Origin of the sequence: Erythrobacter sp. (assembly GCF_039988855.1) — a bacterium.
Lineage (GTDB): Bacteria > Pseudomonadota > Alphaproteobacteria > Sphingomonadales > Sphingomonadaceae > Erythrobacter.
The window spans coordinates 98,986-123,721 of sequence record NZ_JBDXIY010000016.1 but is presented as its reverse complement, the minus strand read 5'-3'; the positions used below and the strand labels follow the sequence as shown (position 1 = coordinate 123,721).

Here is a 24,736-nt window from a genome sequence, read left to right as displayed (position 1 = left end):
CTCGCGCCCATTTTCCTCTTCGCTCCTCCTTCGATCCTATGAGGGACAAGCAACCCTGTTTGAAAGGACACCCCCAATATGTCACGTGACGCAGTCATCGTCTCCACCGCTCGCACGCCAATCGGGCGCGCATACAAAGGCGGCTTTAACGCAACTCCGGGCGCAACGCTTGGCTCATTCTCTTATGCAGCAGCCGTAGAGCGCGCTGGCATCGAAGGCGGCGAAGTCGACGATGTTGTCTGGGGCGCTGTCCTCAACCAAGGGACGCAAGCTGGCAATATCGGCCGCCAAGTTGCCCTTCGCGGCGGCGCGCCAACATCGGTTGCGGCGCAAACCATCGACCGTCAGTGTTCATCAGGTCTTATGGCTATCGCAACGGCAGCCAAACAGATCATCGTCGACAATATGGATGTTGTCGTTGGCGGCGGTCAGGACTCGATTTCAATGGTGCAAACCCCTGAGATGCGCGTAGCTCCTGATCCCTCGCTGATCGCGATGCACAAAGACGTCTACATGCCAATGCTTGGTACTGCTGAAACCGTGGCAGCCCGCTACAATGTCAGCCGCGAAGCGATGGACGAATACGCTCTGCAATCGCAAATGCGCACCGCCGCTGGCCAAGAAGCTGGCCATTTCGACGCGGAAATCGTGCCTGTCACCACCACAATGATGGTGAAAGACAAAGCAACTGGCGAAGTCAGCCAAGTTGAGCACACTTTCAGCAAGGATGAAGGCAACCGCCCGACGACGACTATCGAGGGTCTCCAAGGTCTTCAGCCGGTAATGGGTCCAAACATGACCATCACCGCTGGTAACGCATCACAGCTTTCCGATGGTTCTTCGGCAAGCGTTCTGATGGAAGCCAAGGTTGCGGAGCAAAAGGGCCTTGAGCCGCTTGGCCGTTATGTCGGCATGGCGGTTGCAGGCACCGAGCCTGACGAAATGGGCATTGGTCCCGTTTTCGCTATTCCAAAGCTCCTTAAAGCGCACGGCCTTACCATGGACGATATCGGTCTTTGGGAGTTGAACGAAGCGTTCGCTGTACAGGTTCTTTACTGCCGTGACCGTCTTGGCATCGACAACGACATCCTCAACGTCAATGGCGGCTCGATTTCAATCGGTCACCCATACGGCATGACAGGCGCACGTTGCACCGGCCACGCGTTGATCGAAGGCAAGCGCCGCGGCGCGAAATACGCTGTTGTCACCATGTGTGTCGGCGGCGGCATGGGCGCAGCGGGTCTCTTCGAGATCTTCTAAGCCAAACGTCAATTCAGCCATTCAAAGGGCGGCGTGGGAGACAATCCTGCGCCGCCCTTTTTGTCTGTATTGACCTGAGCCAATTAACACAGCTGCATCCTATTGCGCGGGAAAACGCGGTGCGTTTTTGGTTTGCCATTGCGGTAGCCAATCCCCCGGCGGTCCGCCTCTGCCTCTATCGAGAGCTGAATAGTTCGCGAGCCTGAAAATCTCGCCATCCCAAACCCAAGAAGCGCTCAATCCGTAATCACCCAATCCGCGCCCTTTAACAAAGGTGTTCAGCAGATGAGATTGGGGCGTGTAGTGGGCTGTTGTGATCGTAGCGGCAGACCAAGTCTTGGCGCCTTCCCAAAGAGGTCTTGCTTGCTCGATCGGGGCCGGCGACCATGCACCATTTTCCTGTATCAATATCGCGACAGAGAAGCCCTGATACGCACCTGTCCCGCACGCGATCAGTCCGAGCGTATGCGCATTGTCCAAGCGGAAAAATTCGTCTTCGTGATAGGCTTTAGAGCAATTGGCTTGCGCCTTGATTGTTGCAATCTGAGCATTGTCGATGATGCGCGGCGGGGCAGCTGATTGCTCGGGTGTATTGATCTTGGGCAAAGATGGCAGAGGGGGAACAGCGCTTGCTGGTTTTGACCCTCGCGCAACGATTGCTGAAACGGTTCCTACACGCATTTGCCGGTCATCCATCCAGCGCAAGGCTGCACTTGCCCCGCTCACGGCCAGCCCGCCGACTACCGTGCCGTCCTCACCGATGATTTCAGCTTTTTGTGCCTTTGCTAGTGCATCCAAAAACTGCACCGGGTCGCCAATTAAGCTGCCATTTTTATCGATGCCAAAACGGCTGATGCGCCCATCTATCTTGATCCGGGTTGATGCTTCGGGACTGTAGAAGGCAGGGCTAAGATATAGCGAGGGAGCAGCTTGAGGTTTGCCATCGCGTCCGATGCTTATCACCCATGCTTTGCCGTCATACGAATCCTCAAAAGCGGCTTGCGCGGCGCAATAACGACCATTGTCGCAGCTGATTGCCCAATCGCCAAACTGTTCGGGTTGGGGGATGTCGACCGCGATTGCAGCGCTCGCAGCAAGAAATGCGGTGAAACTCATAAAGCCCTCCTGAATCGCTCTGTGCCCCATCGATCATGAACAGACATTGCATAGCGGCCCCAACTGACGCAAACTCTTGGGATGGGGATCATTGAAATCATCGGCATTGCAGGGAGCGTCAGCCTGCTTTCAGGTTGGCGGCTCTATCTCTGCATCTTTGCAACTGGCCTTGCCATGCGAATGGAGGCGCTACCTGTGCCAGAGCATTTGGCGAGCCTTGGCGTGCTCGAAAACCCATGGGTGATGGGCATTGCGGCCATTGGCGCTTTGGCTGAGTTTTTCGCCGACAAAGTCATGTGGCTCGACAGCGCTTGGGACGCCATCCACACGCTGGTGCGGCCGGTTGGCGGAGCGTTGCTGGCGCTGGCGATTGTCGATCCTTCCGACCCCGCGACCCAAGTGATCGCATTCCTGCTTGGCGGCGGGGCAAGCTTTCTAGCACACGGCGGCAAGGCCAGCGCGCGCGCCGTGGTGAACACCTCACCTGAACCCGTCAGCAATATCGCCGTATCAACGGCAGAGGATGTCGCCACCGTGGGGCTTTTGTGGTTTGCCTATGAATACCCTTACGCCGCTGCAGGCGTGGCGGCGGTATTGCTCGCGCTGGTCTTAGCGCTTTTGTGGATGGCAAAGCGGGTCATCAGCTGCCTGTTCTTCCGCAGGCCTAAGGAAACCTCCGAGGGTTAATTCCCGTCACCGGCGGCCCGTTCTGGTCTTCAGATTGGAGGCCACATGGCGCGTTATGATTTTATCGTATTGGGTGCAGGCCCTGCTGGGCGGCGAGCAGCTATCCAAGCGGCCAAGCTAGGTAAATCCGTTGTAGTGGTTGATGACCGCGCCAAAGTGGGCGGGGTGTCTGTTCACACTGGCACCATCCCCTCCAAAACCTTGCGCGAGACAGCCCTGAACCTTTCTGGTTGGCGCGAGCGGGCTTTCTATGGGCAGGGTTATCGCACCCGGACCACCATCTGTTCGGACGATCTGGACCAGCGCATCGGCAAGACCTTCGACTATGAAGTCGCGGTGCTTGAGCACCAATTTGCGCGCAACGGCGTGCAGACGATTGCGGGGCGCGGATATTTCAAAGGTCCCCAGCAAATCGCGATTAAACGCGACCTTGGCGGATCGGAAATTGAAGAGGTGATTGAGGGCGACAAGATCCTTATCTCCGTGGGCACGCGCCCCTATCGCCCCGAACACATTCCTTTCAACAAAACCAACGTCTTCGACAGCGATAGCTTCATCCTCCAACCGCAAATGCCAAGCTCGCTGACGGTTGTGGGCGGCGGGGTAATTGGGCTTGAATACGCAACGATCTTTAGCGCGCTCGATATTCCGGTGACGCTGATCGAACCCAATGAACAATTGCTGCCCTTTATGGATAAAGAGATCGTCGATCACCTTGTCCAATCCATGCGCGAACGCGGCATGTGTTTGCGCCTTGGGTGTTCGCTTTCCTATGTGCATTTCAGCGAAAAGGGCGATCCGATTTGCCAGCTTGCCGATGGGCGATTGATTGGTTCAAAAATGGTGCTGTTCGCCGCAGGACGTGAGGGTTCCACATCAAGCCTCAATCTTGAGGCAGCCGGATTGGCGCTGAATCCCGGAGCGCGGGGGCGGTTGCAAGTAGACAGAACCACCTTCCAAACCGAGGTGCCCCATATCTATGCTGCGGGCGATGTGATTGGCTTCCCCAGCCTTGCCTCGACTTCGATGGAACAGGGCCGCGCTGTGGCCTGCCACGCTTTTGGCGAGCCCATTTCAGCCGACGACCAAGCCCCTCCTTACGGCGTTTACGCCGTGCCGGAATTGTCCTCCGTCGGCATGACAGAGGCCGATGCGGGTGAGGCAGGCATCCCTTATGAATGCGGCCTTGCGCGGTTTAAGGAAACATCGCGCGGGCACATCATGGGGCTGGAAGCAGGGATACTAAAGCTCATCTGCCACCGCGAAACGCGCAAACTTATCGGCGTCCATGTTGTTGGCGAGGGCGCCTCCGATCTCGTCCATATCGGGCAAGCGGTGCTAAACCTTGGCGGGACAATCGACTACTTCGTTGAGAACAGTTTTAACTATCCCACCTTGGCGGAAGGATACAAAGTGGCTGCGCTTGACCTGTGGAACCGATTGCAGGTTTCACCCGTCGATGAGAACAAAAAAACACAGGCGCCGCCCAAACCAAAACAGTCGGGGCGCAAAAAGAAGGCGGCTTAGCTTACCGTTCAGAGCCTTGTTCTGAAGTTTGCGGGTTCGCTGGGGTTGTCATCATCTCGCCATCAAGACCTTTGACAACGGCAGCCTGCAGGGGACGTTTGAGTTTGGAGCGATCTTCTGACGGGCCAAGCAGTCCGCTCACATACTCAACCATCTGGCTAAACATGCCTTGTTCTTCGGCGGGTTTGATCCGCACGGTTTTGCCCGGCTCGATCACAACAAAGTTATCGCCGCGCACCAGAACAGCATTGGCGGCGTTGCTGGTTTTGACCAGATCGCCAACTTGCAATTCCGTGCCTTCAGCGCCGTAAAGCGATTTTTCGCCCCGAATGACCGAAACCTGTCCGTCAGCTTCAGAGATTCGCCAGCCGGAATTCTCTGCGAGCGCCGCGCTGCCCATGCAAAAGGCCGCCACTACGCACAGCGTCTTGGAGAATTGCGTTTTGAAAATCTGGACCATCCTTGCCCCCATGGTTGAAACTCTGGTGAGCCGGAGGGTTTAGCATGAAGGGTTTACGCTAGCCTTGGGGCTTATCCCTAAGGCGAGGTAAATAGGCTTTAGGCGAATAGTTTGCGCGCTTCTGCGTCTATCTGAGCAATAATGTCGGCTGCTTTTGGGGCATCATTGATAAGACCCGTGCCTTCGCCGACCGTAACATGAGCGCGTGAATAATCGCCTGAAGCAAGGCCGGCCTTATAGTCCGCCACAGCTTCTTGCGGGTCTGAGGCAAGCTCATCCAAGCGCCCTTCCCATTGGCGATGGATCGCATTGCGCAAGGCTCGAAAGTCGAAGTGTGCGGGCCAATTTTTCTCGCGCAAATGATCGAATATTTTCGATCGCGCTGTGTTGTCACCGTCCGCTGCAATAGCTTCGGCAATTGCATTTTTGGAGGCGAGTGATTCCTCGCAGGCCCAAAGCCGCGAACCAATAAGAGCGCCATCTGCGCCCAGCATCAACGCTGCTGCGAGACCGCGTCCATCGGCAATGCCGCCTGCCGCCAAGAGTTGGACCTCTGGCGCATTGGCAGCGAGCCAATCTGCGATTTCAGGCACTAAGGTGAAAGTCCCGCGTCCATCGAGAGCGTTCATGCCGTGGCCGCCCGCTTCGCCGCCTTGGGCGGCGATGACGCTTGCCCCTGCTGCGACCGCTTGCGCAACCATCGCCAGAGTTTGGACCTGGCAAATGAGCGGGATCCCCGCGTCCACGATAGGCGCCGCAATCGCCGTGGGGTCGCCAAAGGACAGCATGATCGCTGCAGGCTTAACAGGGCGATCCAAGAGCCAATCTAACGCTGAGGCATCCTCTTCAAGCCGCCATGTGATAAAGCCGCATCCCAGCCTTGCGAGGGCGTCGTGATCTGAGGCCAAAGCCGTTTCTGCCGCGGAATATTCGCGCGATGTGAATTCAAGATCACCATAGGCCCCGCCGATAAGAGAAAGCGTCCCCGCCTTTGCGCAAGCCGCCGCCAACGCGCCTCCCGTGCCAAAAGCCATAGGGGCAAGAGCGATCGGAGTGGTAAGCCCAAACTTCGCCAAAAAACGGCTTTTATCGAGCCTTTCGATCACGAATGTGCCCCCTTAGGAATGCGCTGCAACAAATTCCTCAACCACAGGCGCGACTTTGGTGCGCCACCGGCTGCCGTTGAAGATACCATAATGGCCCGCGCCCTCGGCCATGAAATACCGTTTTTTATCTTCGGCAAGGCCCTGTGCGAGTTTCAATGCTGCCTTCGTTTGACCAAGCCCAGAGATATCGTCGCGTTCGCCTTCTACTGCGAGAAGAGCGGTGTCGGTGAGCTGGGTGAGATCAACCACCTCACCCTTATGCTCGAATGTGCCGTTGGGGATGGAGTGTTTCTGGAACACTTCTTCGACCGTTTGCAGGTAAAATTCCGCCGTCATGTCGCAAACGGCGCGGTATTCGTCGTAGAAATTCTTGGTCGCTTGCGCCGATGCCTCATCGCCTGCGGTGAGGTGTTTGAACATCTCATAATGGCTCATCATGTGGTTTTGCAGGTTCATGCTCATAAAGGCAGAAAGCTGCATGAAACCGGGATAAACTTTACGTCCCGCACCGCGATATTGCATCGGCACTGTGGCGATGACGGATTGGCGGAACCATTCAATCGGGCGGTTCATTGCATGGTCGTTGACCGTGGTCGGGCTTTCGCGCGTGTCGATCGGTCCGCCCATCATAGTGAGCGTTGCCGGCGTCGCTTTTGAGCCGCGCTGATTCATCAAAGCGGTTGCGGCAAAGGCTGGTACGGATGGTTGACATACGGCGAGCATATGCGGGCGCTGACCGGGCGTAACCTGTTCGATATATTCAAGGAATTCCATCAGGTAATCGATGTAGTCGTCGAGGTCGAATTGCCCTTCATGCAGGGGCACCGTCTTCGCATCGGCCCAATCGGTGATGTAAACCTCATGACTTTGGAGCATCCGCTCAACCGTGCCGCGAAGGAGCGTTGCATAATGCCCGCTCATCGGCGCAACGATCAACATTTTCGGGCGGTTATCGTCCACGCCATCAAGACGAAAACGCTTAAGGTCACCAAAGGGACGATTCATAACCGTGGCCTCAATGACTGGAAAAACCTTCCCGTCTACATCCACTTGCGTGATGCCAAAGGCGGGTTTGCTGTAATCGGCGGTGGCATGGGCCAAAACGTCGAACGCGTGGGCGCTCATCGTGCCAAGGCCAAGTTTGCTCCACGGATTGGCCGGACTACTGAGCATTTCTGCGCTTAGCGACGCAACCGTGCTCACCGAATTGAGCCAGCTGCGTTGGAGTTCGTAGGCTTTGTAAAGCATGGATGCCCCGTTGTTATGTTCTGTGCGTGCGGCTGTAAATTTCGGCCCCTCACGCGGTGTTTTCTCTATTGAATGTGGGTACTGACAGGAAATTGTGCAATGCACAATCTGTTGGCAACTCAACTTATGCGTGGCTTTTGACGCTTTTTGAGGTGAAATTTGCGCCCATCATGCCTAGGTGAGACCTTGTATGAGTGGGCAGACAACAGAAAATCAGGCGAGCGACGGTGAGATGATTGAGGGGCAGGAGCCTCCCAAGTCACGCTCGCTCGCGCCGCTCAAGATGGTGTACCGTGAGGCGGGGAAATACCCTAGTGAGGTGATCTTTGCGCTCATTGCTTTGTCGGTCACGGCGGCTGGCACGCTTGCTATTCCCGCAGCGGTTCAATTGATCGTGGATCGCGGGTTCGGCGGAGTTCAAGAGGGAGAAGAAATCTCTCGCTGGTTCCGTTATTTGGGTCTGATCGTTGTGGTGATCGCCTTGGGAACTGCGGCCCGGTTTTACTTCGTAAGCTGGATTGGTGAGCGCGTTGTCGCCGATATTCGCCGCAAGGTGCACCGCAATCTCATGCGCTTGTCGCCTGCCTTTTACGAAGAAAACTCACCCAAAGAAATCTCCAGCCGGATGACGTCCGACACCGCAATCATAGAAACGGTTGTGGGCACGACGGCCTCTGTTGCTTTGCGCAATTTGTTCCTAGGCATTGGCGGCACGATTTACCTCTTCTATCTCCTTCCAGGCTTCACCGTCTGGTTAGTGGTGGGCTTGCCGATCATGGTTCTTCCCATCGTCATATTCGGGCGCCGTATCCGCAGCATTTCGCGCGACAGTCAGGACCGCGTTGCCGATGTTGGCGCGATGGTGACAGAAGTCCTCGCCGGCATGAAGATCGTCCAGAGCTTTGGCCAAGAAAGCAGAGAATCGGATCGTTTCGGCGATGCTGTTGAACGCACATTCAACACAGCACGCAAACGGATCATCCTTCGTTCGATTATGACCTCGGTTGTCATTGCTGCGCTGTTTGGTTCGATCGTATTCTTGCTGTGGCGCGGCGCGGTTGCGGTGTCGGTTGGCGAGGTCACTTCGGGGACTTTGCTGGCCTTCCTCGTGGGCGCGATGCTGGTCGCGGGCGCATTTGGCGCTTTGACCGAAGTGTATGGCGACCTGCTTCGCGGAGCGGGCGCTGCTAGCCGTTTGGCAGAATTGCTTGAAACAGAGCCGTTGATCGCCCCGCCCGCGCGGCCCGAACAGCTCCCTAATCCAGCGCGTGGTTCATTGTCTTTTAGGGGTGTGACCTTCCGTTATCCCGCGCGGCCTGAGGACAAAGCGCTTGATGATTTCAACCTTGAAATCCAACCCGGTGAAACAATCGCGATTGTGGGACCGTCGGGAGCGGGCAAATCGACCATATTCCAGCTGGTCGAACGGTTTTACGATCCGCAAAGCGGAACAATTCGCCTCGACGGTGTACCGCTGACGAAGGCAGATCCTGCTGATATTCGCGAACGCCTTGCCTTTGTGCCGCAAGAAGGCGTGCTCTTCAGTGCCAATGCCCGCGACAATTTGCGTTACGGCAATTGGGGCGCGGATGATGACGCCATTTGGGAAGCGGCACGCGCTGCTAATGCAGAGGATTTCTTAAGGGCGCTCCCCCAAGGGTTAGACACATATCTGGGAGAAGGCGGCACGCAATTGTCCGGTGGTCAGCGTCAACGGGTGGCGATTGCCCGCGCGCTTCTTCGTGATGCGCTAATCCTCCTTCTTGACGAAGCGACCAGTGCTTTGGACGCACAAAGTGAGCAATTGGTTCAGCAAGCGCTTGATGGACTGATGAAGGATCGCACCACGCTTGTGATTGCGCACCGCCTCGCGACGGTTCGCGCAGCAGATCGCATAATTGTGCTCGATGAGGGCAAAATCGCGGAGCAAGGCACCCATGCTGAGCTTTCGGCAGCAGGCGGGCTTTATTCACGCCTCGCCAAGCTGCAATTCGCGACCAACGAAGCCGCTTGAGTTTTGCAGTGTTAGGCTGTTCGTTTCGACGAACCGCATCTACCGCGCGACAAATTGCAACCTTGTGTCTCCTTGTGCGCTAGATAGGTTTGCTGAGGAATACCTCACACAATGCAATCGGGGACTTATCGCATGATCCGGACAACAAAACTTCTGCTCGCAGGGACGGCAGCCTTTGCCCTTTGCGCAAGCGCATCCGCAAATGATGCTCATCACGAACACTCTGGTGAGCCACACGGCGTCGCTGACCACCTCGAAGTTGATACTGAAACGGGCAGCGCATCAACCGCGCCAACGATGGATTTTGGTGTCTGGGGAGTTGGGCTCCAGACAATCGATCCGGCAATTGAACCGGGTGATGACTTCAACGCCTACGTCAACGGCAAGTGGATTGCGGCGAATGAAATTCCAGCAGATCGTCAGCGCTACGGTGCGTTTGACATGCTTCGTGAAGGCGCGACGCAAGACGTGAAAAAGCTTGTCGATGATCTCGTCGCATCCGACCCCGCGCCAGGGACGCAGGCGCGCCGGATCGTCGATGCTTACGCTTCATATATGGACGTTGATGCTATCGATGCTCGCGGGCTTTCCCCCGCACAGCCTTATCTGAACCAGATTTTTGGCGCAGCTGACCTCGATACGCTGATGCGCGTCTCGGCTCAGCCGGGCTTTCCGTCGCTCGTAGGTGCCAACGTCACCATCGATGCGCGCAATCCAACCGATTATGCAGTTGGTATCGGCTTTGACGGCATGGGTCTTCCTGACCGGGATTACTACCTCGTCGATTCAGAGAGCAATCTTGAAATTCGCGCGAAGTATAAAGAGTTCCTTGCCACTATGTTTGGAGCGGCAGGCTATCAGGATCCAGCTGGCGCTGCTGATGCGGTCTATGCCTTCGAGACCAAGGTCGCAGCGCTTGAGTGGGCCCGTCCGGTCCTGCGGATGCCGCAACTCACCTATAATGTGCTAACGCCAGAAGAGCTGAGCGCGATGGCGGGTGATTTCCCGATCCAAGCTGTGCTCGAAGCCTCGCAGCTTGCTGGACAGACGCGTTTCCTTGCGCGCCAACTTCCTCCGACTGAGGAAGAGATCGAAACCATGGGCCTGACACAGGCGCAGCTCGATATGATTGGCGGCGGCCTGCCAGCAATGATGCAGCTGCTGGGTGAAACGCCGCTTTCAACGATCAAAGCCTATATGGCAAAGAGCCTGCTGCGCAGTTACGCATCCGTGCTGTCGAGCGAGCTCGATGAGGCCAATTTCGACTTGTACGGCCGCACGATCAGTGGCCGCGAAAAACAGCAAGAACGCTGGAAACGCGCAATCGGCGCGGTTGAAAGTGCGATCGGTGAACAGCTTGGCGTGCTATATGTCGACAGGTACTTCCCGCCCGAAAGCAAGGCGCGGATGGACGATCTGGTTTCCAACCTCACCAAGTCGATGAACGAAGCGCTTGATCGCAACGAATGGATGACGGCAGCAACCATCGAAGAGGCCCGCGCCAAGCTCAATGGTTTTGTGCCGATGATCGGCTATCCGGACGAATTCAAGACGTATGACGGGATGACAATCACTGCGGACAATCCGGTCGCAAATGCGTTCTCAGTCGCCTCGTGGTGGGATGCAGAAATGCGTTCGCGCCTCGAAAAGAAGGTCGATCCAACCGAATGGGGCATGACGCCGCAGACGGTGAATGCCTATTACTCCCCGCTCACCAACCGCATTGTGTTTCCGGCGGCAATCCTTCAACCGCCGTTCTTCAATGCCGATGCCGATCCAGCCGTCAACTATGGCGGTATCGGAGCCGTGATCGGGCACGAGATTGGCCACGGCTATGACGATCAGGGCTCGCAGTTCGATGCCTCGGGAACGTTGCGTAATTGGTGGCAGCCAAAAGATCGTGAAGGCTTTGTGGAATTTACCAATCAGATGGGTGAATTTATTTCGGCCTACTGCCCGGTTGAAGGATCAAACGGTCCTGAGTGCCTGCGTCCCGGACAATCAATGGGTGAAACGCTTGGCGATGTGGTCGGCCTGCAAATGGCTTACCGTGCTTACAAGATGTCGCTTGGCAGCGAGGAGGCTCCGGTCATCGACGGCCTGACAGGCGATCAGCGCTTCTTCCTCGGCTTTGCTCAAATTTGGCGCGGGATGGAGCGTGAAGAGAGCTTACGCAACCGGGTCATGACAGCGAACCACCCTCCGGGCGAGTTTCGTTTGAACAATGCTGTGAGGCACATCGACGCATGGTACGAAGCGTTCAATGTGACCGAGGACCACGCCCTTTATCTTCCGCCTGAAAAGCGCGTGAAGATCTGGTAGAAAAATGCTCAGCTGAGCAACTCAGAAATTGACATGGGCCCCGCTTCATTCATGGAGTGGGGCCCATGACGTTTTTACAGCTACTCATTATTGCCGTGGTGCAAGGGATTTCCGAGTTCCTGCCAGTTTCCTCGTCAGGTCACCTCATCCTGATTCAGTTCTTTACCGGTTATCCGGATCAAGGCCCCCTGATCGATGTGGCTGTGCACGTGGGTTCATTGCTCGCGATCATTGTCTATTTCTTGAAGGACGTGTTGGTCCTTGCGCGCGGCGGGTTTGCCAGCATTGGAGTGGGCACAAAGGCCCCCAATGCCCCGCAAGAGCGGCGGTTATTCTGGTGGATTGTGCTGGGAACCATCCCAGCGGTCGCCTTTGGTCTTTCGATCAAGATGGGTGCCTTCAATGGTATAGCCTCAGGGGTATTTGGGGTTGAGATCGTTGATAACGACCTCATGTCGTCGATCCGTTTCACCGACCTCATCGCTTTCAATTTGATCTTCTACGGCGTGCTTTTGGGAATTGCTGACAAAGTGGGGCAAGAGGTCAAAAAATTTGAGGATATGAGCTGGCGAGATGGCTTGATCGTTGGGATTGCCCAAGCGCTTGCGATTATTCCGGGTACGTCGCGTTCTGGTGTCACAATGACTGCGGCGCGTTTCCTCGGATACAAACGAGTGGAAGCGGCGCGCTTCTCCTTTCTTCTCTCGATCCCAGCGGTTGCTGGCGCAGGGGTGCTGATTGTCCCGGAGATATTCGATGCGGGAATGGAACTTGCGCTTGATGCGTTGATCGCCGGCGCGCTCACCTTTGTGGCCGCTTTTGCGACCATGTACTTCCTGATGAATTTTCTAAAGCGCGCATCCATGATGGTTTTTGTGCTTTACCGGGTGGCTATGGGCGCCGGGCTGCTCTATTTCTTTTAGCCATGGCATTGATGATCTTGATTGGTTTGGGCGCGATTTTGGGCTGGCTTGGCTCAATCGCCTTGCGGCTTGATATACCGGGCGCGGTTTTGCGCATGATATTAGTCGCTATTCTTGCAAGCCTTATCGCAGGGTTGATCGCCAATGGCGGCACGTTCCTGGGCTCGCTAAGTTTGCTGGGATTTGGCGCGGCAGTGGGTGTCACCTTACCCGCAATCGTTGGTTATTACGCCTTCGCCACCAGAGAGAGTTAGGCAGAGAAGTTTAGGCCGCGAAGTTTAAACCGGGTCGGCCCCAGAGCCATTGCCGCCGCGAAGGTGGTATTCCTGAGTGCCTCTATTCACCACATAATCCACGTCAATGACGGCCGAATTGGCATAGGTGAAGCCGGGCGCCAGATTGCGGTAGAGCCGGTCAAAATCGCGCTCCACCGTCTGGCGGAAGAGATCGTCAAAACTCTCAATCACAAAGTAAGTCGGCTGTAGATCGTTGATCACATAGTCCGTCCGCATAACTCGGTCGACGTTGAGCATGATGCGATTGGGGCTTTTTGCTTCCACCGCAAACCTTGCCTCTGTTGGACCAGACAGGATACCAGCGCCGTATGCGCGAATGCCATCTGCTTCTTCGATCAGGCCAAATTCCACCGTATACCAGTACAGCGCGCCCAGCGATTTAAGGCGATTATACCGCATCGCTTTCCACCCGGCGCGGCCATATTCCTGCATGTAATCTGCAAACACCGGATCGGTCAGCATGGGCACATGACCAAACACATCGTGGAAGACGTCGGGCTCTTGAATGTAGTCGAACTGTTCACGGGTGCGGATGAAACTGCCCGCGGGAAAGCGGCGATTGGCCAAGTGCCAGAAAAACACGTGATCCGGGATGAGCATCGGCACTGGGATAACGCTCCACCCGGTGAGCTTGCCGAGTTCCTCCGAAAGGGTACCAAATTCCGGGATGCCGCCGCGCGATAGGTCAAGCTTGTCGAGCCCTGCCATAAAGGCGCTTGCCGCCCTACCGGGAAGCACTTCCATCTGGCGCGCAAACAGATCGTTCCAAACGGCGTGATCTTCAGCTGAGTAATCGGTTTGTGCAGGCTCAACCCAATCATCACCCACATGCGCAGGCTTTGCCAGCGGCGCGGTGAACACATCATCTCCCAGCTCTGGAAGTGCGGTGTAATCGGTGTCAGTGTGGGTCTGTGAGGTCATAAGGTATCATTTGATACTAAGTGAGCACGAAGGCAAGGACAATAAGGGGCACCCTATGGCGCTTAAGGGCAAAGAATACCGCAAACTCTTAGAGCCGATGACCGAGGAGCTGGTCGGTATGGCGCGCTGGGCGCGGGCGACGGGCGCGCGCATTGTCGTGATCTTCGAAGGGCGTGATACGGCCGGCAAGGGCGGCGCAATCCGCGCGGTTCGCGACAAGCTAAACCCGCGCCAATGCCGCACCGTTGCTCTATCTAAACCGAGCGAGGAAGAACAGACGCAGTGGTATTTCCAACGATATGTGAAGCACTTGCCCCATGCAGGCGAAATCGTTCTGTTCGACCGTTCATGGTACAATCGCCCCGGAGTTGAGTGGGTGATGGGATATTGCTCTGAGGAGGAGGCGCAGAAATTTCTGCAGACGGCACCCGTCTTCGAGAAGATGCTGACCGATGATGGTATTTTGCTGTTCAAATATTGGCTCACCACGGATCAGGACAGGCAGGAAGAACGCCTTAAAGAGCGCGGCGAAGATCCATTGAAGCGTTGGAAATTGTCACCTGTCGATTTGGCCGCGCGCGAGCAGTATCAGGCCTATACCGATGCGCGCGAGGCGATGTTGAAGGCGACGCACACGGGCAACGCGCCTTGGACCTTGGTGGACTTCAACGATCAGAAACGCGGGCGATTGACGTTGATCCGCGATCTGCTCGACCGCCTACCTGACACCCATATTGAGCCGCCCGCGATCGACTTTCCCGACCTTGGGCATGAGCCATATGAAGAGAGTTACGGCGTGATTGCACCGCTTAAGGATTATCCGCTGGACTAGAGGCTGGCGCTTGCCTTGGTCACTTGCCGCCCATCGCTGGCAAATGCGCCGAGTTCAAAACCGTCTTTGCTCTTGCGCATCACAAGGTTCAATTCTTCGCCAGCGATAGCGGGAGAGACGCCCCGAAACGCGAATTTGCGCAAAGCATTATCGCCAAGCTCGCTTGCCGCCAATTGCAGCAGGAGCGATGCGGTCAGCGGCCCGTGCACGACCAGCCCTCGATACCGTTCAACGCTCTGCGCATAGGGCGCGTCATAATGGATGCGGTGGGTGTTGAATGTGAGCGCGCTATAGCGGAACAGCAGACGCGGATCGGGGGTTATGGTGCGGGTCACATCCCATGCGCCGGCATCAAAGGTCCCATCACCCGGCTGCGGCGGGCTAAGCGGCGCATCGCTGCCTGCTGCGTCACGGTAAACCAGCGTCTGTGTCTCGCGCACGCTTATCGTGCCATTGGCGAGCGTCTCATGTTCGACGTTCACAAAGGCAAGCTTGCCAGAGCCGCCCTCTTTCTCGCTGATCGACGCGATGCGGCTGGTGCGCTTCACCACGGCCCCGGCCGCGATGGGCGCGAAAAAGCGGATATCGCTGGAGGCCCACATGCGGCGCGGCCCAGGGCCGAATTGGGGGAAGGCTGGGAGGAAGCTGTCGGGGCTGTCATCGCGTGCCGGGTGGCCATCTTCGCCCAGAGCCGCGGTGGGCGCATCGGGTGTGCACAGCGCCAAGTGAATACCCTGCGGCATGATCCAGCGTGTCGGAGCCTTAAGGTCAAAGGTCGCGCACCACTGCGCGGCGTGCCCCGGCGTCAAAGTGTCATGAGTGACCTGTTCGCGCCCGATCCAATCATCAAAGCTCATGTGGCTCTCTCGAACACGGCGGCGATCCCCTGACCACCGCCGATGCACATCGTCTCCAGCGCATAGCGGCTTTCGCGGCGGTGCATTTCGGCTGCCATATCGGCAAGAATACGCCCGCCAGTTGCGCCGATGGGGTGGCCCAGCGAAATGCCCGAACCATTGACGTTGAGCATCTCGCGGCGGCTGTCGTCATCGCTCCAGCCCCAGCCCTTAAGCACTGCGAGCACTTGCGGGGCGAAAGCTTCGTTGAGTTCGACAAGGTCGATGTCGTCCCAGCTGTATCCGCGCCGTTCAAACAAGCGTTGGGCCGCAGGTACAGGGCCAATGCCCATACGCGATGGGTCACAGCCCGCCGCAGCCCACCCGCCAAACCACAGCGACGGGGTCAAGCCTAGCTCTTCAAGCTTATCCTCTGCCACCACAAGACACGCAGCGGCGGCATCGTTTTGCTGGCTCGCATTGCCTGCGGTGACGATGGCCTCTGGATCGCGTTTCCCGTCGATGGCGCGAAGTTTGCCCAGCGTCTCCATCGATGCGTCGGTACGGAAACCCTCGTCACGCGCAAAGGTGACGGGATCGCCGCGGCGTTGGGGGACGTCCACCGTCACAAGGTGATCGTCAAACTTGCCCGCGTCCCATGCAGCGGCTGCATTTTGGTGCGAGCGAACGGCATAAGCATCGGCCTCTTCGCGGGTGATGTTATAATCCTTCGCCAGATTGTCGGCGGTCTCAATCATGCCGGTGATGACGCCAAAACGCTCAATCGGCTGGCTCATCAAACGTCCGCGTGAAAGCCGGTCATGAAGCGTAATATCGCCCATCCGCGCCCCGCCGCGACCTTGGATCGTGTAATGCTCAACATTGGACATGCTTTCACACCCACCGGCGACCACTACGTCCGCCATGCCGGTTTCCACCATCATCGCCGCGTTCGCGACAGCTTGAAGGCCAGACCCGCACCGGCGGTCGAGTTGATAGCCGGGCACTTCCAAAGGAAGCCCAGCGGCAAGCCACGACCAGTGCCCAATGGCGGGCGCCTCTGCATTGCCGTAACCTTGGGAGAACACGACATCGTCAACGCGCGCCGGATTAACGCCGGAACGCTCAATCAAAGCCTTCAAGATAATCGCGCCAAGCTCGCCCGCGTTTAGGCTGGAGAGCCCGCCAAGGAACTTACCTACGGGAGTGCGCAATGGCGATACAATGGCGGCACGTCTGGTCATTTGCGGTCTCTTTTATCGGTGTGAGTAATCGGCGTTTTCATCGGACAGGGACACGGTCCCTGCATCAATCAGTTTGGCGATTGCGCCCGAAGATAGGCCCAATCTTTCTGCCAGCACTTCTTCGGAATGCTGCCCAAGGAAAGGCGCGGGCGCGGGGTCGCCTGCCTCTTGTGCAGGAATGTTCGCAAAAGAGCGGGTGGCCGGATATTCCAAGCCAGATGGGTTCGCAGGCGAGGGTCCGAACAGCGGGTTTTCGCTCACCAGAACCGGATCATTTGAGGCTTCATGGTGGGTCCGGTATTTCTCAAACGTCGCGCCTTGCGCTGCCATGCGGGCGGAAAGCGTGTCGTAATCATACCTCGCCGCGGCCGCTTGAAACAGGTCGAACAGGCGGTGGCGATTGTCGAAGCGCACCCGGTCGCCTGAATTGAAATCAACACCTAGTTCGCTTTCGAGCTGGGCAATGGGCCCTGCCACATCAAAGGCGGCAACAAGACCCGTCCATTGCTTGGGCGTGAGGGCGGCGACCATGAAGCGGGTGCCGCATTTGGTCTGAAAATCGCGGCCAAACGCGCCCCAAATTGCATTGCCCAAACGCTGACGATCAGAGCCGCGATAGAGCATTTCTGCCATAGTGCCCGAGTTTGCGAGCGTCCCAATCGCCACATCGCCCAAAGGCACGCGCATTTCTGCGCCCTGACCGGTCGCGGTTCGGTTGTGCAGCCCGCTCATCAACGCAAAGGCACAGTAAGCCCCGGTGATGAAATCCCATGCTGGAAGGGGTTGGCTGATCGGCGGAGCGGTCTCCGGGTCCCATTCCTCCGGCCCCGTCATCAACGGATAGCCAGCTGCTGCATTGACGGTAAAGTCCATCGCTTGACGCCCGTCGTGCCACCCCATGATGCGAACGCTGACCATGTCATCGCGTTTCGCTTGCATTGCCGCGTGGCTCATAAAGCTCTTTTCAGGAAGGTTGGTGATGCACTGTCCGGTCTTTGCGGCAAGCTCCACACACAGCTCGCGCCCCTCACCGCTGCGCAGGTCTAAGGCAACCGACTTCTTCGCGCGGTTCAAATTTTCCCACGAAAGCGAACGCCCTTCTTCGGTTAGCATATAGCGGTCGTAATCAAGCCCGCCCGCCTTATGGTCCACGCGGATGACTTCTGCACCCATCTGCGCGCAGTAAAGCCCCGCTGTGGGAGAGGCGACGAAGCTCGACACCTCTACAATCGAGAGGTCGTTTAAAAGTTGGTACATGGTAGTCCTTTGTATGCGGCTCGCTCTTGGCTCGCCCCGGACAAGTTTTGCACGTAAGTGCAGACAGTCCGCATCAGCCGTTCAACGCTTCCCATTCGCGCAGCATATGCTTGGCGATCTGAAGCTGAAGGATTTGCGTCGTGCCTTCGTAAATGCGGTAAATACGCGCATCGCGGTAGAAGCGTTCGGCATCATATTCGGCCAAATATCCCGCACCGCCATAAACTTGAACCACCCGGTCCACCACGCGGCCACACATTTCCGAAGAGAACACTTTGAACGCGGCGGCTTTGATCAGGATATTCTCACCCCTGTCGGCGCGCTCTGTCACATCTTTCATCATCGCTTCAGCGGCGTAGATCTCAATCTCGCTATCGGCGAGCATTTGCTGGATCAGCTGAAAATTGGCGATGGGTTCGCCAAAGGCTTTGCGCTCATTGGCATAGCGGATGGCGCTATCGAGAGCGCGGCGCGCATATCCTGCCGCCGTTGCGCCCACAGAAATGCGCCCATTATCAAGGCTCTGCATGGCAAAGCGAAAACCCTTGCCGGTTTCTCCGCCCAAAAGCGCTTCTCCCGGAACCTCCACATCGTCGAGCATTATGTCCGAGATATGACTGCCCGATTGTCCCATTTTCTTATCCGGCGATCCGGTCGAAACGCCGGCTGTATTCATCGGCACCAGAAACGCACTGACGTGCGCGTTCTTGGGAAGGTTTTCCTTTTCCGTTCGCGCCATAATCAGCGCGACATCGGCATGCGGCGCATTGGTGATGTAGCGTTTGGAGCCGTTCAAGACCCAGCCATTGCCATCCGCACTTGGCCGTGCAGCGGTTTGCAGGCCTGCGCTGTCTGAACCTGAACCCGGCTCTGTCAGTCCAAAACAGGCGATTTTGCCTTCTGCAAGTTTGGGATACCATTCAGCCCGCTGCGCTTCTGTTGCGCCGTTTTTAAGGGCGCTCGCAAACATGCCGACATTGATCGAAAAGATCGAACGGTAGGCAGGGGCGGCATAGGCCATGATATTCACAGTGCGCGCATATTGCGTCATATTGAGGCCTGCGCCGCCGTATTCTTCGGGAACGGTAAGGCCGAACAGACCCATTTCGCGCATCTCTTGGACGATGTCAGCAGGGACCGCATCGTTCTCGATGACATCCGCTTCCGCCGGGATCAGCCGTTCGCGAACATAGCGCTCAAGCTGTTCGGCGAATTGTTCGAAAGTCTCTTCATCCATGCCCGGGTTGAACGAGCCTTGCGTTCGCGGTGCGTTCATTCGCTCACTTCCTCTTGAGTCTCATCGCTTTGGGTGTTGAGTGGCGCTTCAACAGAAGGAAGCGTCCCTTCAGGCAAGCGGCGCTCATCCAGCATTTCAGCGGCCTCATCGAGTGCCTGTGCTTCGTCCACACTTACCGAGCCCGGACCATCCGCCCCGCCCGACCCGCAGGCGGAGAGGAACAGTCCGGAAATGAGCAATCCGCCAATAGCGGGTCGCGTTGCTCTCATGGCTTAGTTGATCTCTTCAGAGATTTCTTCAGCGGCGGCGGTCGCCGCATCGACTGCATCACCCAATCCAGCCGCGGCCTCTGCGGCTTCTGCAGCAGCGGCCGCTTCGGCTGCGACACCCGCCGCAGCATCTGCTGCCTCTTCGGTTGTCTCAAGGCTTGGTGCTCTATCCGCAGGATCAACCTCTTCGAGAACTTCGGCGTCTTCGACTGGCTCCTCGGATACTGGCTCGAGCGCCGTGTCAGCAGGCATTTCGACGGTGTCAGGCATGGCCTCGGTGGATGCATCATCGGTGCTGCCACATGCGGCAAGACCCAGACTTCCGAGAGCGGCGATTACGGCTAGTTTCTTCATTGGGGTATCCTCCTACTAAACGTCCTAATGGTTTCAGCGATAGGGTGTAGCGGGCGAGGTGGCGTTAAGCCAAGCCCCAATTGGTGGACCGAAACGGTACAGTGGCTTAACTGATGCTCCCGTGCAGGCGCTTGGCGCGGTATGCCCTGTGCTTATGAGAAGTTATCTGACCCCAACCGCCCGCCCCTTGCCCGTCCGCATTGCTAATGCGTTTGACCATGGGTTTTTCCTCGCTGTGCTTTTGATGGCGCTGTTCCTTATTACAGGAACAGCAGCAAAAGCGCAGAGTGGACAGCCGTTTGTAATCAAGGAGAACGGGCGCAGCTATGCGACGCTTCAAGCAGCAGTTGATGCGATCGGGGATCGCCGCGGGACGATTGAAATCGCGCCGGGCACCTATCGCCAATGCGCGGTTCAGACCGCAGGCGTTGTCATTTACGCAGCGCGCGAAGCTGGCACGGTAACCTTTGACCGCCGCGCGTGCGAGGGCAAAGCGGCTCTGGTGCTGCGCGGTCTAGGAGCGGAGGTCCGCGGCCTTACTTTCACCAATATGGCAGTGGGCGATGGCAATGGCGCAGGCATCCGGTTGGAAAAAGGTGCGCTCAACGTTGCTTACTCACGGTTTTTGAACAGCCAACAGGGCATTCTTTCCGCCGATAATCCCACGGGGCGAATCTATATTTTACGCTCAACCTTCAGCGGGCTCGGCACTTGCGAGCATTCGGCAGGCTGCGCGCACTCGATCTATATCGGCAATTATGGCGAGCTGACCGTGCGCGAAAGCCGCTTTGAAAAGGGCCGGGGCGGTCACTATGTCAAGGCGCGCACGGCGAATGTGATCCTTGAAGACAACAGTTTCGATGATGCAGCGGGCACCGGCACCAATTACATGATCGACCTACCAGCGGGGAGCAAAGGCTCCATTGCGAACAATTGGTTCGTCCAAGGCCGCGACAAGGAAAATTATTCGGCCTTCATCGCGCTGGGCGCGGAGAGCGTGCTGCACGATCCAGATGGCCTTGTAGTGAAAGATAACACCGCACGCTTTGTTCCGGGCCTTAACCGGGCGAGCGTCTTCCTAGCCGATTGGACCAATTCACGTGTTGTGATGAGCGGGAATAAGCTTGCGCGTGGTTTGACCAAATACGAGCTGCGCTAAGGGTAGAAACCCGGCGCGTAATCGACTTTGCCGCTTGGCATTTCGCCATCGAGCAACAGCGCTTGGAAAAATTCAGGCGGCGGGCCGGGATAGGTCAGCTGGGGGTGATGGGCGAAGCCAAAGCGCGGGTAATAGACATTGCTTCCCAGCAGTATGATGCCCTTCGCGCCTATCGCTTTCATATCCGCAATGCCGCGCTTGATGAGCGCGCTGCCGATGCTGCGGTGATGAATTTCTGGCCAGACTGAGACAGGGCCCAGACCGTACCAGTGGGTTGCTCCATCGGTGATCGTGACCGGTGAAAACGCGATATGGCCAACGATGCGTTCCCCATCCTCAGCTACCAGTGATAGAGCTAGATCGCCATCTGTGCGCAGGCGGGTTACAAGGTGTTGTTCGTCGCCGTCACTGAAAGGCATTTCCTTGAATGCGGCCTCGGTGAGTTTGAAGATCGCGTCTTGGTCTCCCGGTGCTTCTTGGCGGATCGCCACTGAAATCGGGGAGCCGCTCATCGTAACAAATGTCCTGATCTATCGCGCTTGGTGGCAAGATATTTGGCGTTATGAGGGTTGTCGGGAAGCTGGTGGTGCACCCGCTCGCTTACCGTGATCCCGGCCTTCTCAAGGCTTTTGACCTTGGCCGGATTGTTGGTGAGAAGGCGAACGCTGCGCGCTCCGATCAGTTCGAGCATCCGCGCTGCGACTGGGAAATCGCGCGCCTCGTCGGGAAGACCAAGGCGTTCGTTTGCCTCAACCGTATCAAAGCCCTGATCCTGTAAGCGGTAAGCGCGCAGCTTATTGATGAGGCCAATACCGCGCCCCTCTTGCCGCATGTAGAGCAGGATGCCCCACCCGCCGTCTTTGCGAGCATGCTCAGACATCGCCTCAAGGCTTGCGTCCAATTGTGGGCCGCAATCGCATTTTAGGCTGCCGAGGACATCACCCGTTAGACATTCAGAGTGGAGGCGCACCAAGGGCTGACGATCGCCTGATTGCTCTCCAATGATGAGCGCCACATGTTCGCGTGTGTCCGCAGTGGAGCGGAAGGCAATGATCTGCGCGTCTTCGTTGGCTCGCACCGGAAGGCGGGCACGAGAGATGATATCGAGCCTGCCGGCATTGGTGTAGGCGGCAAGGTCACTCGCGATCAGCAGGTGCGGTTCTCCGCCTTCAACAGGGTCGACCATAAAGGCGGGCAGAATCCCTGCGATGCGGGCATACTCCATCGCAGCAACGGCTTCGTCGGCCCATTCTATGGGATCAGCCCGAAATGGGCCTTTAAATGGATTACTGAGGTCAAGCGATGGATCAGCAATGGGGCGAGCCACATCAAGCGTTATAGCTTCGCCGCTACGGATGAGGATGGGCGTATGAGGCAAATCACCGCGCGCCGCTTCACGTTGGTTCGTAAGTTTTAATGTCGCCGCCCGCGCCGCCGAAATCAGCAGGTGGCTGGACCTGGCTCCCGATGCAATCGCTGTCTCAATTGGCAAGAGCACTGGCCCGCCAGTAAAGTCCAGTGCCCAACCGTGCCGCAAAGCATCCACCGCCTGCGCAGCGCGCCGTTCTGGCGATGCTTGTTTGAGCGTTGGAGGGGGCTTGTCACACATCTGAGTTAGATATCAAACTCGGTCATGAGCGGGATATGGTCGGATGGTTTCTCCCAATCACGTGCCTCTTCCAAAAGACTGTGCCCGGCCGCTTTCGCTGCCAATTCGGGTGAAGCCCACATATGATCAAGGCGGCGACCCCGATCATTCACGCGCCAGTCTTTGGACCGGTACGACCACCAGCTGAAATAGCGTTCAGGATCGCGGATGTGTTCGCGGCCAATATCAACCCAGTCGTGGGCCTTTTGGAAGCGCTCCAATATTTCTACTTCAAGGGGTGTGTGGCTGACGACTTTAAGAAGCTGTTTGTGGTTCCAAACATCACTTTCCAGCGGGGCAATGTTGAAATCGCCGACGATCAAAGTGGGCGCGTCAATCGTCTTTGCCCAATCCGTCATGCGTCCGAGAAAATCGAGTTTTTGGCCGAATTTGGGGTTCTTCTCGCGATCAGGCTCGTCGCCGCCTGCGGGGATATAGACATTATCGATGCGAACATTCTTACCCCCCACTTCGCGGCCCAACACCTCAACTCCGACATGGCGGGCTTCGCCATTTGCCTGCCAGTCGTGCCGCGAATCTTCGCGGATCGGCACACGGCTCACCGTTGCCACGCCGTGATAACCTTTTTGCCCGCAGATCGCCTGATGCTCATATCCCAATTTCGCCAAGGCTTCGGCCGGGAATTGATGTTCCTGACATTTGATCTCTTGCAGGCACAAAACGTCAGGCGCCTGCATTTCGAGATATTTCTCAATGATGGGAAGGCGCAAACGCGCAGAATTTATGTTCCATGTGGCAACGCTAAGCATGCAGGGTCAATTAAGCGCAAGTGGGACCGTCTACAAGCTTTTCGGCAAGATGTAGGACACAAAAAACCCCAGTACCGGGGGGCGTTGGCACTGGGGTTTCCGTGTCAGCGTTCGTCACGCTTGGTCAAGACGGACTTAAAAGAGAGAAGGGCAACAGGGGGGAAACCCTTTCTCATCCGTCTTGAGAATCATTATTACCGCCCAATGGCTTTCGCGTAAATGAACGTAAAACTAAGTTTGTCGCAGAATTACAACTTTTCGCAGGCGAGGCGTTCACCGTGGCCGACGAGAAGAGCGCCTTGGATCGCGAAACCTGAATGTTGAATCAGGGACGGCTACGCCATAGCGGTGATTCCTGAGGCGAACGGTCGTGCGATGGTTCTGCGCATCGAGCGCAACCCAATGAGTCAGTTCCAAACCGCCAGGCGCACCGGCTTTGCGCACGAAGATCAGATTGATTCGGCCAAATTCGGGTTTTTTCGGGTCTTGTACATCAATGCTCAAAACATCGCTGCTGCCAGTGGGAACCAATGTCCCGAATTGAGCGACATCGCGTTTAGGATCGAGCAGCGCGCCTAGGGGTGAGCTTCTGATGGGCCAGCGTTCGACCTGATTGACTTCATAGTCGATCATATAAAGCGAGCGACCATTGGAGACCACAAGCAGGTCGGCATCCTTGCCATAGTCGAATCGAATCTTACCCGGACGCTTTAATGTCATTGTGCCAGAGGCGACATTGCCAGCGCGGTCGATTTGATTGAAATCAGCCCGCATTGTCGAAATAGCACGCAAAGCGGTCACGGCCCGGTCCAGATCCGCGCTAGATTGAGCTTGTGCAGGCGGAGCGAAAACGGGCGATGGACCCGAATTGCCAAGCGATAGACCAAGCGCAAGCGCGCCCGCAGTGGCGAAACCAAAGCCGAGCGGGCGGAAGAGTTTGTTATGTTTCATGAGAACACAGCTACGCAAAATGCGTTGAACAGTCCATGAATTAGAGGAAGCTCTCGGGTTCACTTGCCCAGCGAGCACAGCCAGATCTTACTTGATCTTGGCTTCCTTGAATTCAACGTGCTTGCGAACAACCGGATCGTACTTACGGAAAGTCATTTTCTCGGTGATGTTGCGAGGGTTCTTTTTGGTCACATAGAAAAAACCGGTGTCGGCAGTCGACACGAGACGGATTTTCACGGTTGCTGGCTTCGCCATTGCAAGTTCCTACAGATACAGGTGAGGCCCAAAGGCCGTAAAAA

The 24,736-nt window shown here is 56.8% G+C and carries 25 protein-coding genes; 9 read left to right on the top strand and 16 right to left on the bottom strand.

Annotation, left to right across the window (positions count from 1 at the left end):
- Positions 1-78: 78 nt before the first annotated feature.
- A complete protein-coding gene (locus ABJ205_RS08270; RefSeq protein ID WP_348159926.1) occupies positions 79-1,260 on the top strand; it encodes an acetyl-CoA C-acyltransferase in 1,182 nt (393 codons plus the stop codon).
- A 99-nt stretch (positions 1,261-1,359) separates the two neighbouring features.
- Here the strand turns inward: ABJ205_RS08270 and ABJ205_RS08265 are convergent, their stop codons facing one another.
- Positions 1,360-2,376, bottom strand: a complete 1,017-nt coding sequence (locus ABJ205_RS08265) for a DUF1176 domain-containing protein (protein WP_348159924.1) — start codon at positions 2,374-2,376, stop codon at positions 1,360-1,362.
- A gap of 81 nt (positions 2,377-2,457) precedes the next feature.
- Between ABJ205_RS08265 and ABJ205_RS08260 the strand changes: the two genes are divergently transcribed.
- Both ABJ205_RS08260 and sthA read left to right on the top strand, forming a co-directional pair.
- On the top strand, positions 2,458-3,063 hold the full coding sequence (locus ABJ205_RS08260; RefSeq protein ID WP_348159922.1) for a DUF4126 domain-containing protein: 606 nt from the start codon (positions 2,458-2,460) through the stop codon (positions 3,061-3,063).
- 45 nt (positions 3,064-3,108) lie between these two features.
- Complete coding sequence (gene sthA, locus ABJ205_RS08255) at positions 3,109-4,590, top strand: Si-specific NAD(P)(+) transhydrogenase (protein WP_348159921.1); 1,482 nt, start codon at positions 3,109-3,111, stop codon at positions 4,588-4,590.
- Between the two features lies 1 nt (position 4,591).
- On the opposite strand, the gene ABJ205_RS08250 is transcribed toward sthA, so the two are convergent.
- From ABJ205_RS08250 to phaZ, 3 genes are all read right to left on the bottom strand, one after another.
- On the bottom strand, positions 4,592-5,050 hold the full coding sequence (locus ABJ205_RS08250) for a hypothetical protein (protein WP_348159919.1): 459 nt from the start codon (positions 5,048-5,050) through the stop codon (positions 4,592-4,594).
- Between the two features lie 98 nt (positions 5,051-5,148).
- Positions 5,149-6,156, bottom strand: coding sequence for a nitronate monooxygenase (locus ABJ205_RS08245; protein WP_348159917.1), 1,008 nt, complete (start codon positions 6,154-6,156; stop codon positions 5,149-5,151).
- Between the two features lie 12 nt (positions 6,157-6,168).
- Positions 6,169-7,404, bottom strand: a complete 1,236-nt coding sequence (gene phaZ, locus ABJ205_RS08240; RefSeq protein WP_348159915.1) for a polyhydroxyalkanoate depolymerase — start codon at positions 7,402-7,404, stop codon at positions 6,169-6,171.
- A 190-nt stretch (positions 7,405-7,594) separates the two neighbouring features.
- Here phaZ and ABJ205_RS08235 point away from each other — a divergent pair, with 190 nt between their 5' ends.
- The 4 genes from ABJ205_RS08235 to ABJ205_RS08220 all read left to right on the top strand — a co-directional run bounded on the left by ABJ205_RS08235 (position 7,595) and on the right by ABJ205_RS08220 (position 12,917).
- Positions 7,595-9,418, top strand: a complete 1,824-nt coding sequence (locus ABJ205_RS08235; RefSeq protein WP_348159914.1) for an ABC transporter transmembrane domain-containing protein — start codon at positions 7,595-7,597, stop codon at positions 9,416-9,418.
- Between the two features lie 132 nt (positions 9,419-9,550).
- A complete protein-coding gene (locus tag ABJ205_RS08230; protein ID WP_348159913.1) occupies positions 9,551-11,740 on the top strand; it encodes a M13 family metallopeptidase in 2,190 nt (729 codons plus the stop codon).
- Positions 11,741-11,805: 65 nt separating this feature from the next.
- Positions 11,806-12,663, top strand: a complete 858-nt coding sequence (locus ABJ205_RS08225) for an undecaprenyl-diphosphate phosphatase (protein ID WP_348159911.1) — start codon at positions 11,806-11,808, stop codon at positions 12,661-12,663.
- 11 nt (positions 12,664-12,674) lie between these two features.
- Positions 12,675-12,917 (top strand): hypothetical protein, encoded by a 243-nt coding sequence (locus ABJ205_RS08220; protein ID WP_348159909.1) that lies wholly within the window; start codon positions 12,675-12,677, stop codon positions 12,915-12,917.
- A 24-nt stretch (positions 12,918-12,941) separates the two neighbouring features.
- Here ABJ205_RS08220 and phhA read toward each other — a convergent pair whose 3' ends face one another.
- Positions 12,942-13,880: a phenylalanine 4-monooxygenase gene (gene phhA / locus ABJ205_RS08215; RefSeq protein ID WP_348159908.1), complete on the bottom strand. Its 939-nt coding sequence runs from the start codon at positions 13,878-13,880 to the stop codon at positions 12,942-12,944.
- Positions 13,881-13,935: 55 nt separating this feature from the next.
- Between phhA and ppk2 the strand changes: the two genes are divergently transcribed.
- Positions 13,936-14,712: a polyphosphate kinase 2 gene (gene ppk2 / locus ABJ205_RS08210; RefSeq protein ID WP_348159906.1), complete on the top strand. Its 777-nt coding sequence runs from the start codon at positions 13,936-13,938 to the stop codon at positions 14,710-14,712.
- Here the strand turns inward: ppk2 and ABJ205_RS08205 are convergent.
- The 6 genes from ABJ205_RS08205 to ABJ205_RS08180 form a co-directional block, all read right to left on the bottom strand.
- Positions 14,709-15,569 (bottom strand): MaoC family dehydratase N-terminal domain-containing protein, encoded by an 861-nt coding sequence (locus ABJ205_RS08205; protein ID WP_348159905.1) that lies wholly within the window; start codon positions 15,567-15,569, stop codon positions 14,709-14,711. The genes ppk2 and ABJ205_RS08205 overlap by 4 nt on opposite strands.
- Positions 15,566-16,792 (bottom strand): acetyl-CoA C-acetyltransferase, encoded by a 1,227-nt coding sequence (locus ABJ205_RS08200; protein ID WP_348159903.1) that lies wholly within the window; start codon positions 16,790-16,792, stop codon positions 15,566-15,568. The genes ABJ205_RS08205 and ABJ205_RS08200 overlap by 4 nt, the downstream gene beginning before the upstream one ends.
- A 12-nt stretch (positions 16,793-16,804) precedes the next feature.
- Positions 16,805-18,049 carry a CoA transferase gene (locus tag ABJ205_RS08195; RefSeq protein WP_348159901.1) on the bottom strand — a complete coding sequence of 415 codons (1,245 nt, stop codon included), beginning with the start codon at positions 18,047-18,049 and terminating at the stop codon, positions 16,805-16,807.
- A 73-nt stretch (positions 18,050-18,122) separates the two neighbouring features.
- Entirely contained in the window at positions 18,123-19,325 is a 1,203-nt protein-coding gene (locus ABJ205_RS08190; protein ID WP_348159899.1) for an acyl-CoA dehydrogenase family protein, read from the bottom strand.
- Positions 19,322-19,555 carry a hypothetical protein gene (locus tag ABJ205_RS08185; RefSeq protein ID WP_348159898.1) on the bottom strand — a complete coding sequence of 78 codons (234 nt, stop codon included), beginning with the start codon at positions 19,553-19,555 and terminating at the stop codon, positions 19,322-19,324. The genes ABJ205_RS08190 and ABJ205_RS08185 overlap by 4 nt, the downstream gene beginning before the upstream one ends.
- Positions 19,556-19,558: 3 nt before the next feature.
- Positions 19,559-19,909: a hypothetical protein gene (locus ABJ205_RS08180; protein WP_348159896.1), complete on the bottom strand. Its 351-nt coding sequence runs from the start codon at positions 19,907-19,909 to the stop codon at positions 19,559-19,561.
- Positions 19,910-20,063: 154 nt separating this feature from the next.
- On the opposite strand from ABJ205_RS08180, the gene ABJ205_RS08175 reads away from it, so the two are divergent.
- Complete coding sequence (locus ABJ205_RS08175) at positions 20,064-21,068, top strand: right-handed parallel beta-helix repeat-containing protein (RefSeq protein WP_348159894.1); 1,005 nt, start codon at positions 20,064-20,066, stop codon at positions 21,066-21,068.
- Here ABJ205_RS08175 and ABJ205_RS08170 read toward each other — a convergent pair.
- From ABJ205_RS08170 to rpmG, 5 genes are all read right to left on the bottom strand, one after another.
- Positions 21,065-21,580, bottom strand: a complete 516-nt coding sequence (locus ABJ205_RS08170; protein WP_348159892.1) for an N-acetyltransferase — start codon at positions 21,578-21,580, stop codon at positions 21,065-21,067. The two genes, ABJ205_RS08175 and ABJ205_RS08170, sit on opposite strands and share 4 nt — an antisense overlap.
- Positions 21,577-22,677: a GTP cyclohydrolase II gene (ribA, locus tag ABJ205_RS08165; protein WP_348510043.1), complete on the bottom strand. Its 1,101-nt coding sequence runs from the start codon at positions 22,675-22,677 to the stop codon at positions 21,577-21,579. Before ribA ends, ABJ205_RS08170 begins: the two co-directional genes overlap by 4 nt.
- Positions 22,678-22,682: 5 nt before the next feature.
- Complete coding sequence (locus ABJ205_RS08160; RefSeq protein ID WP_348159888.1) at positions 22,683-23,486, bottom strand: exodeoxyribonuclease III; 804 nt, start codon at positions 23,484-23,486, stop codon at positions 22,683-22,685.
- A gap of 273 nt (positions 23,487-23,759) precedes the next feature.
- Complete coding sequence (locus tag ABJ205_RS08155) at positions 23,760-24,437, bottom strand: outer membrane lipoprotein carrier protein LolA (RefSeq protein ID WP_348159886.1); 678 nt, start codon at positions 24,435-24,437, stop codon at positions 23,760-23,762.
- Positions 24,438-24,524: 87 nt separating this feature from the next.
- Complete coding sequence (gene rpmG / locus ABJ205_RS08150; RefSeq protein WP_034961594.1) at positions 24,525-24,692, bottom strand: 50S ribosomal protein L33; 168 nt, start codon at positions 24,690-24,692, stop codon at positions 24,525-24,527.
- Positions 24,693-24,736 lie beyond the last annotated feature (44 nt).

Bases quoted from the DNA above. Each gene is read 5' to 3' on its own strand.
- sthA (WP_348159921.1), top strand. From the start codon at position 3,109: ATGGCGCGTTATGATTTTATCGTATTGGGTGCAGGCCCTGCTGGGCGG.
- ABJ205_RS08270 (WP_348159926.1), top strand. From the start codon at position 79: ATGTCACGTGACGCAGTCATCGTCTCCACCGCTCGCACGCCAATCGGG.
- ABJ205_RS08265 (WP_348159924.1), bottom strand. From the start codon at position 2,376: ATGAGTTTCACCGCATTTCTTGCTGCGAGCGCTGCAATCGCGGTCGAC.
- ABJ205_RS08155 (WP_348159886.1), bottom strand. From the start codon at position 24,437: ATGAAACATAACAAACTCTTCCGCCCGCTCGGCTTTGGTTTCGCCACT.
- ABJ205_RS08250 (WP_348159919.1), bottom strand. From the start codon at position 5,050: ATGGTCCAGATTTTCAAAACGCAATTCTCCAAGACGCTGTGCGTAGTG.
- ABJ205_RS08160 (WP_348159888.1), bottom strand. From the start codon at position 23,486: ATGCTTAGCGTTGCCACATGGAACATAAATTCTGCGCGTTTGCGCCTT.
- phaZ (WP_348159915.1), bottom strand. From the start codon at position 7,404: ATGCTTTACAAAGCCTACGAACTCCAACGCAGCTGGCTCAATTCGGTG.
- phhA (WP_348159908.1), bottom strand. From the start codon at position 13,880: ATGACCTCACAGACCCACACTGACACCGATTACACCGCACTTCCAGAG.
- ABJ205_RS08175 (WP_348159894.1), top strand. From the start codon at position 20,064: ATGAGAAGTTATCTGACCCCAACCGCCCGCCCCTTGCCCGTCCGCATT.
- ABJ205_RS08185 (WP_348159898.1), bottom strand. From the start codon at position 19,555: ATGAGAGCAACGCGACCCGCTATTGGCGGATTGCTCATTTCCGGACTG.
- ABJ205_RS08195 (WP_348159901.1), bottom strand. From the start codon at position 18,049: ATGTACCAACTTTTAAACGACCTCTCGATTGTAGAGGTGTCGAGCTTC.
- ABJ205_RS08225 (WP_348159911.1), top strand. From the start codon at position 11,806: ATGACGTTTTTACAGCTACTCATTATTGCCGTGGTGCAAGGGATTTCC.
- ABJ205_RS08190 (WP_348159899.1), bottom strand. From the start codon at position 19,325: ATGAACGCACCGCGAACGCAAGGCTCGTTCAACCCGGGCATGGATGAA.
- ABJ205_RS08235 (WP_348159914.1), top strand. From the start codon at position 7,595: ATGAGTGGGCAGACAACAGAAAATCAGGCGAGCGACGGTGAGATGATT.
- rpmG (WP_034961594.1), bottom strand. From the start codon at position 24,692: ATGGCGAAGCCAGCAACCGTGAAAATCCGTCTCGTGTCGACTGCCGAC.
- ABJ205_RS08260 (WP_348159922.1), top strand. From the start codon at position 2,458: ATGGGGATCATTGAAATCATCGGCATTGCAGGGAGCGTCAGCCTGCTT.
- ABJ205_RS08170 (WP_348159892.1), bottom strand. From the start codon at position 21,580: ATGAGCGGCTCCCCGATTTCAGTGGCGATCCGCCAAGAAGCACCGGGA.
- ABJ205_RS08205 (WP_348159905.1), bottom strand. From the start codon at position 15,569: ATGAGCTTTGATGATTGGATCGGGCGCGAACAGGTCACTCATGACACT.
- ABJ205_RS08220 (WP_348159909.1), top strand. From the start codon at position 12,675: ATGATCTTGATTGGTTTGGGCGCGATTTTGGGCTGGCTTGGCTCAATC.
- ABJ205_RS08200 (WP_348159903.1), bottom strand. From the start codon at position 16,792: ATGACCAGACGTGCCGCCATTGTATCGCCATTGCGCACTCCCGTAGGT.
- ABJ205_RS08230 (WP_348159913.1), top strand. From the start codon at position 9,551: ATGATCCGGACAACAAAACTTCTGCTCGCAGGGACGGCAGCCTTTGCC.
- ribA (WP_348510043.1), bottom strand. From the start codon at position 22,677: ATGTGTGACAAGCCCCCTCCAACGCTCAAACAAGCATCGCCAGAACGG.
- ABJ205_RS08180 (WP_348159896.1), bottom strand. From the start codon at position 19,909: ATGAAGAAACTAGCCGTAATCGCCGCTCTCGGAAGTCTGGGTCTTGCC.
- ppk2 (WP_348159906.1), top strand. From the start codon at position 13,936: ATGGCGCTTAAGGGCAAAGAATACCGCAAACTCTTAGAGCCGATGACC.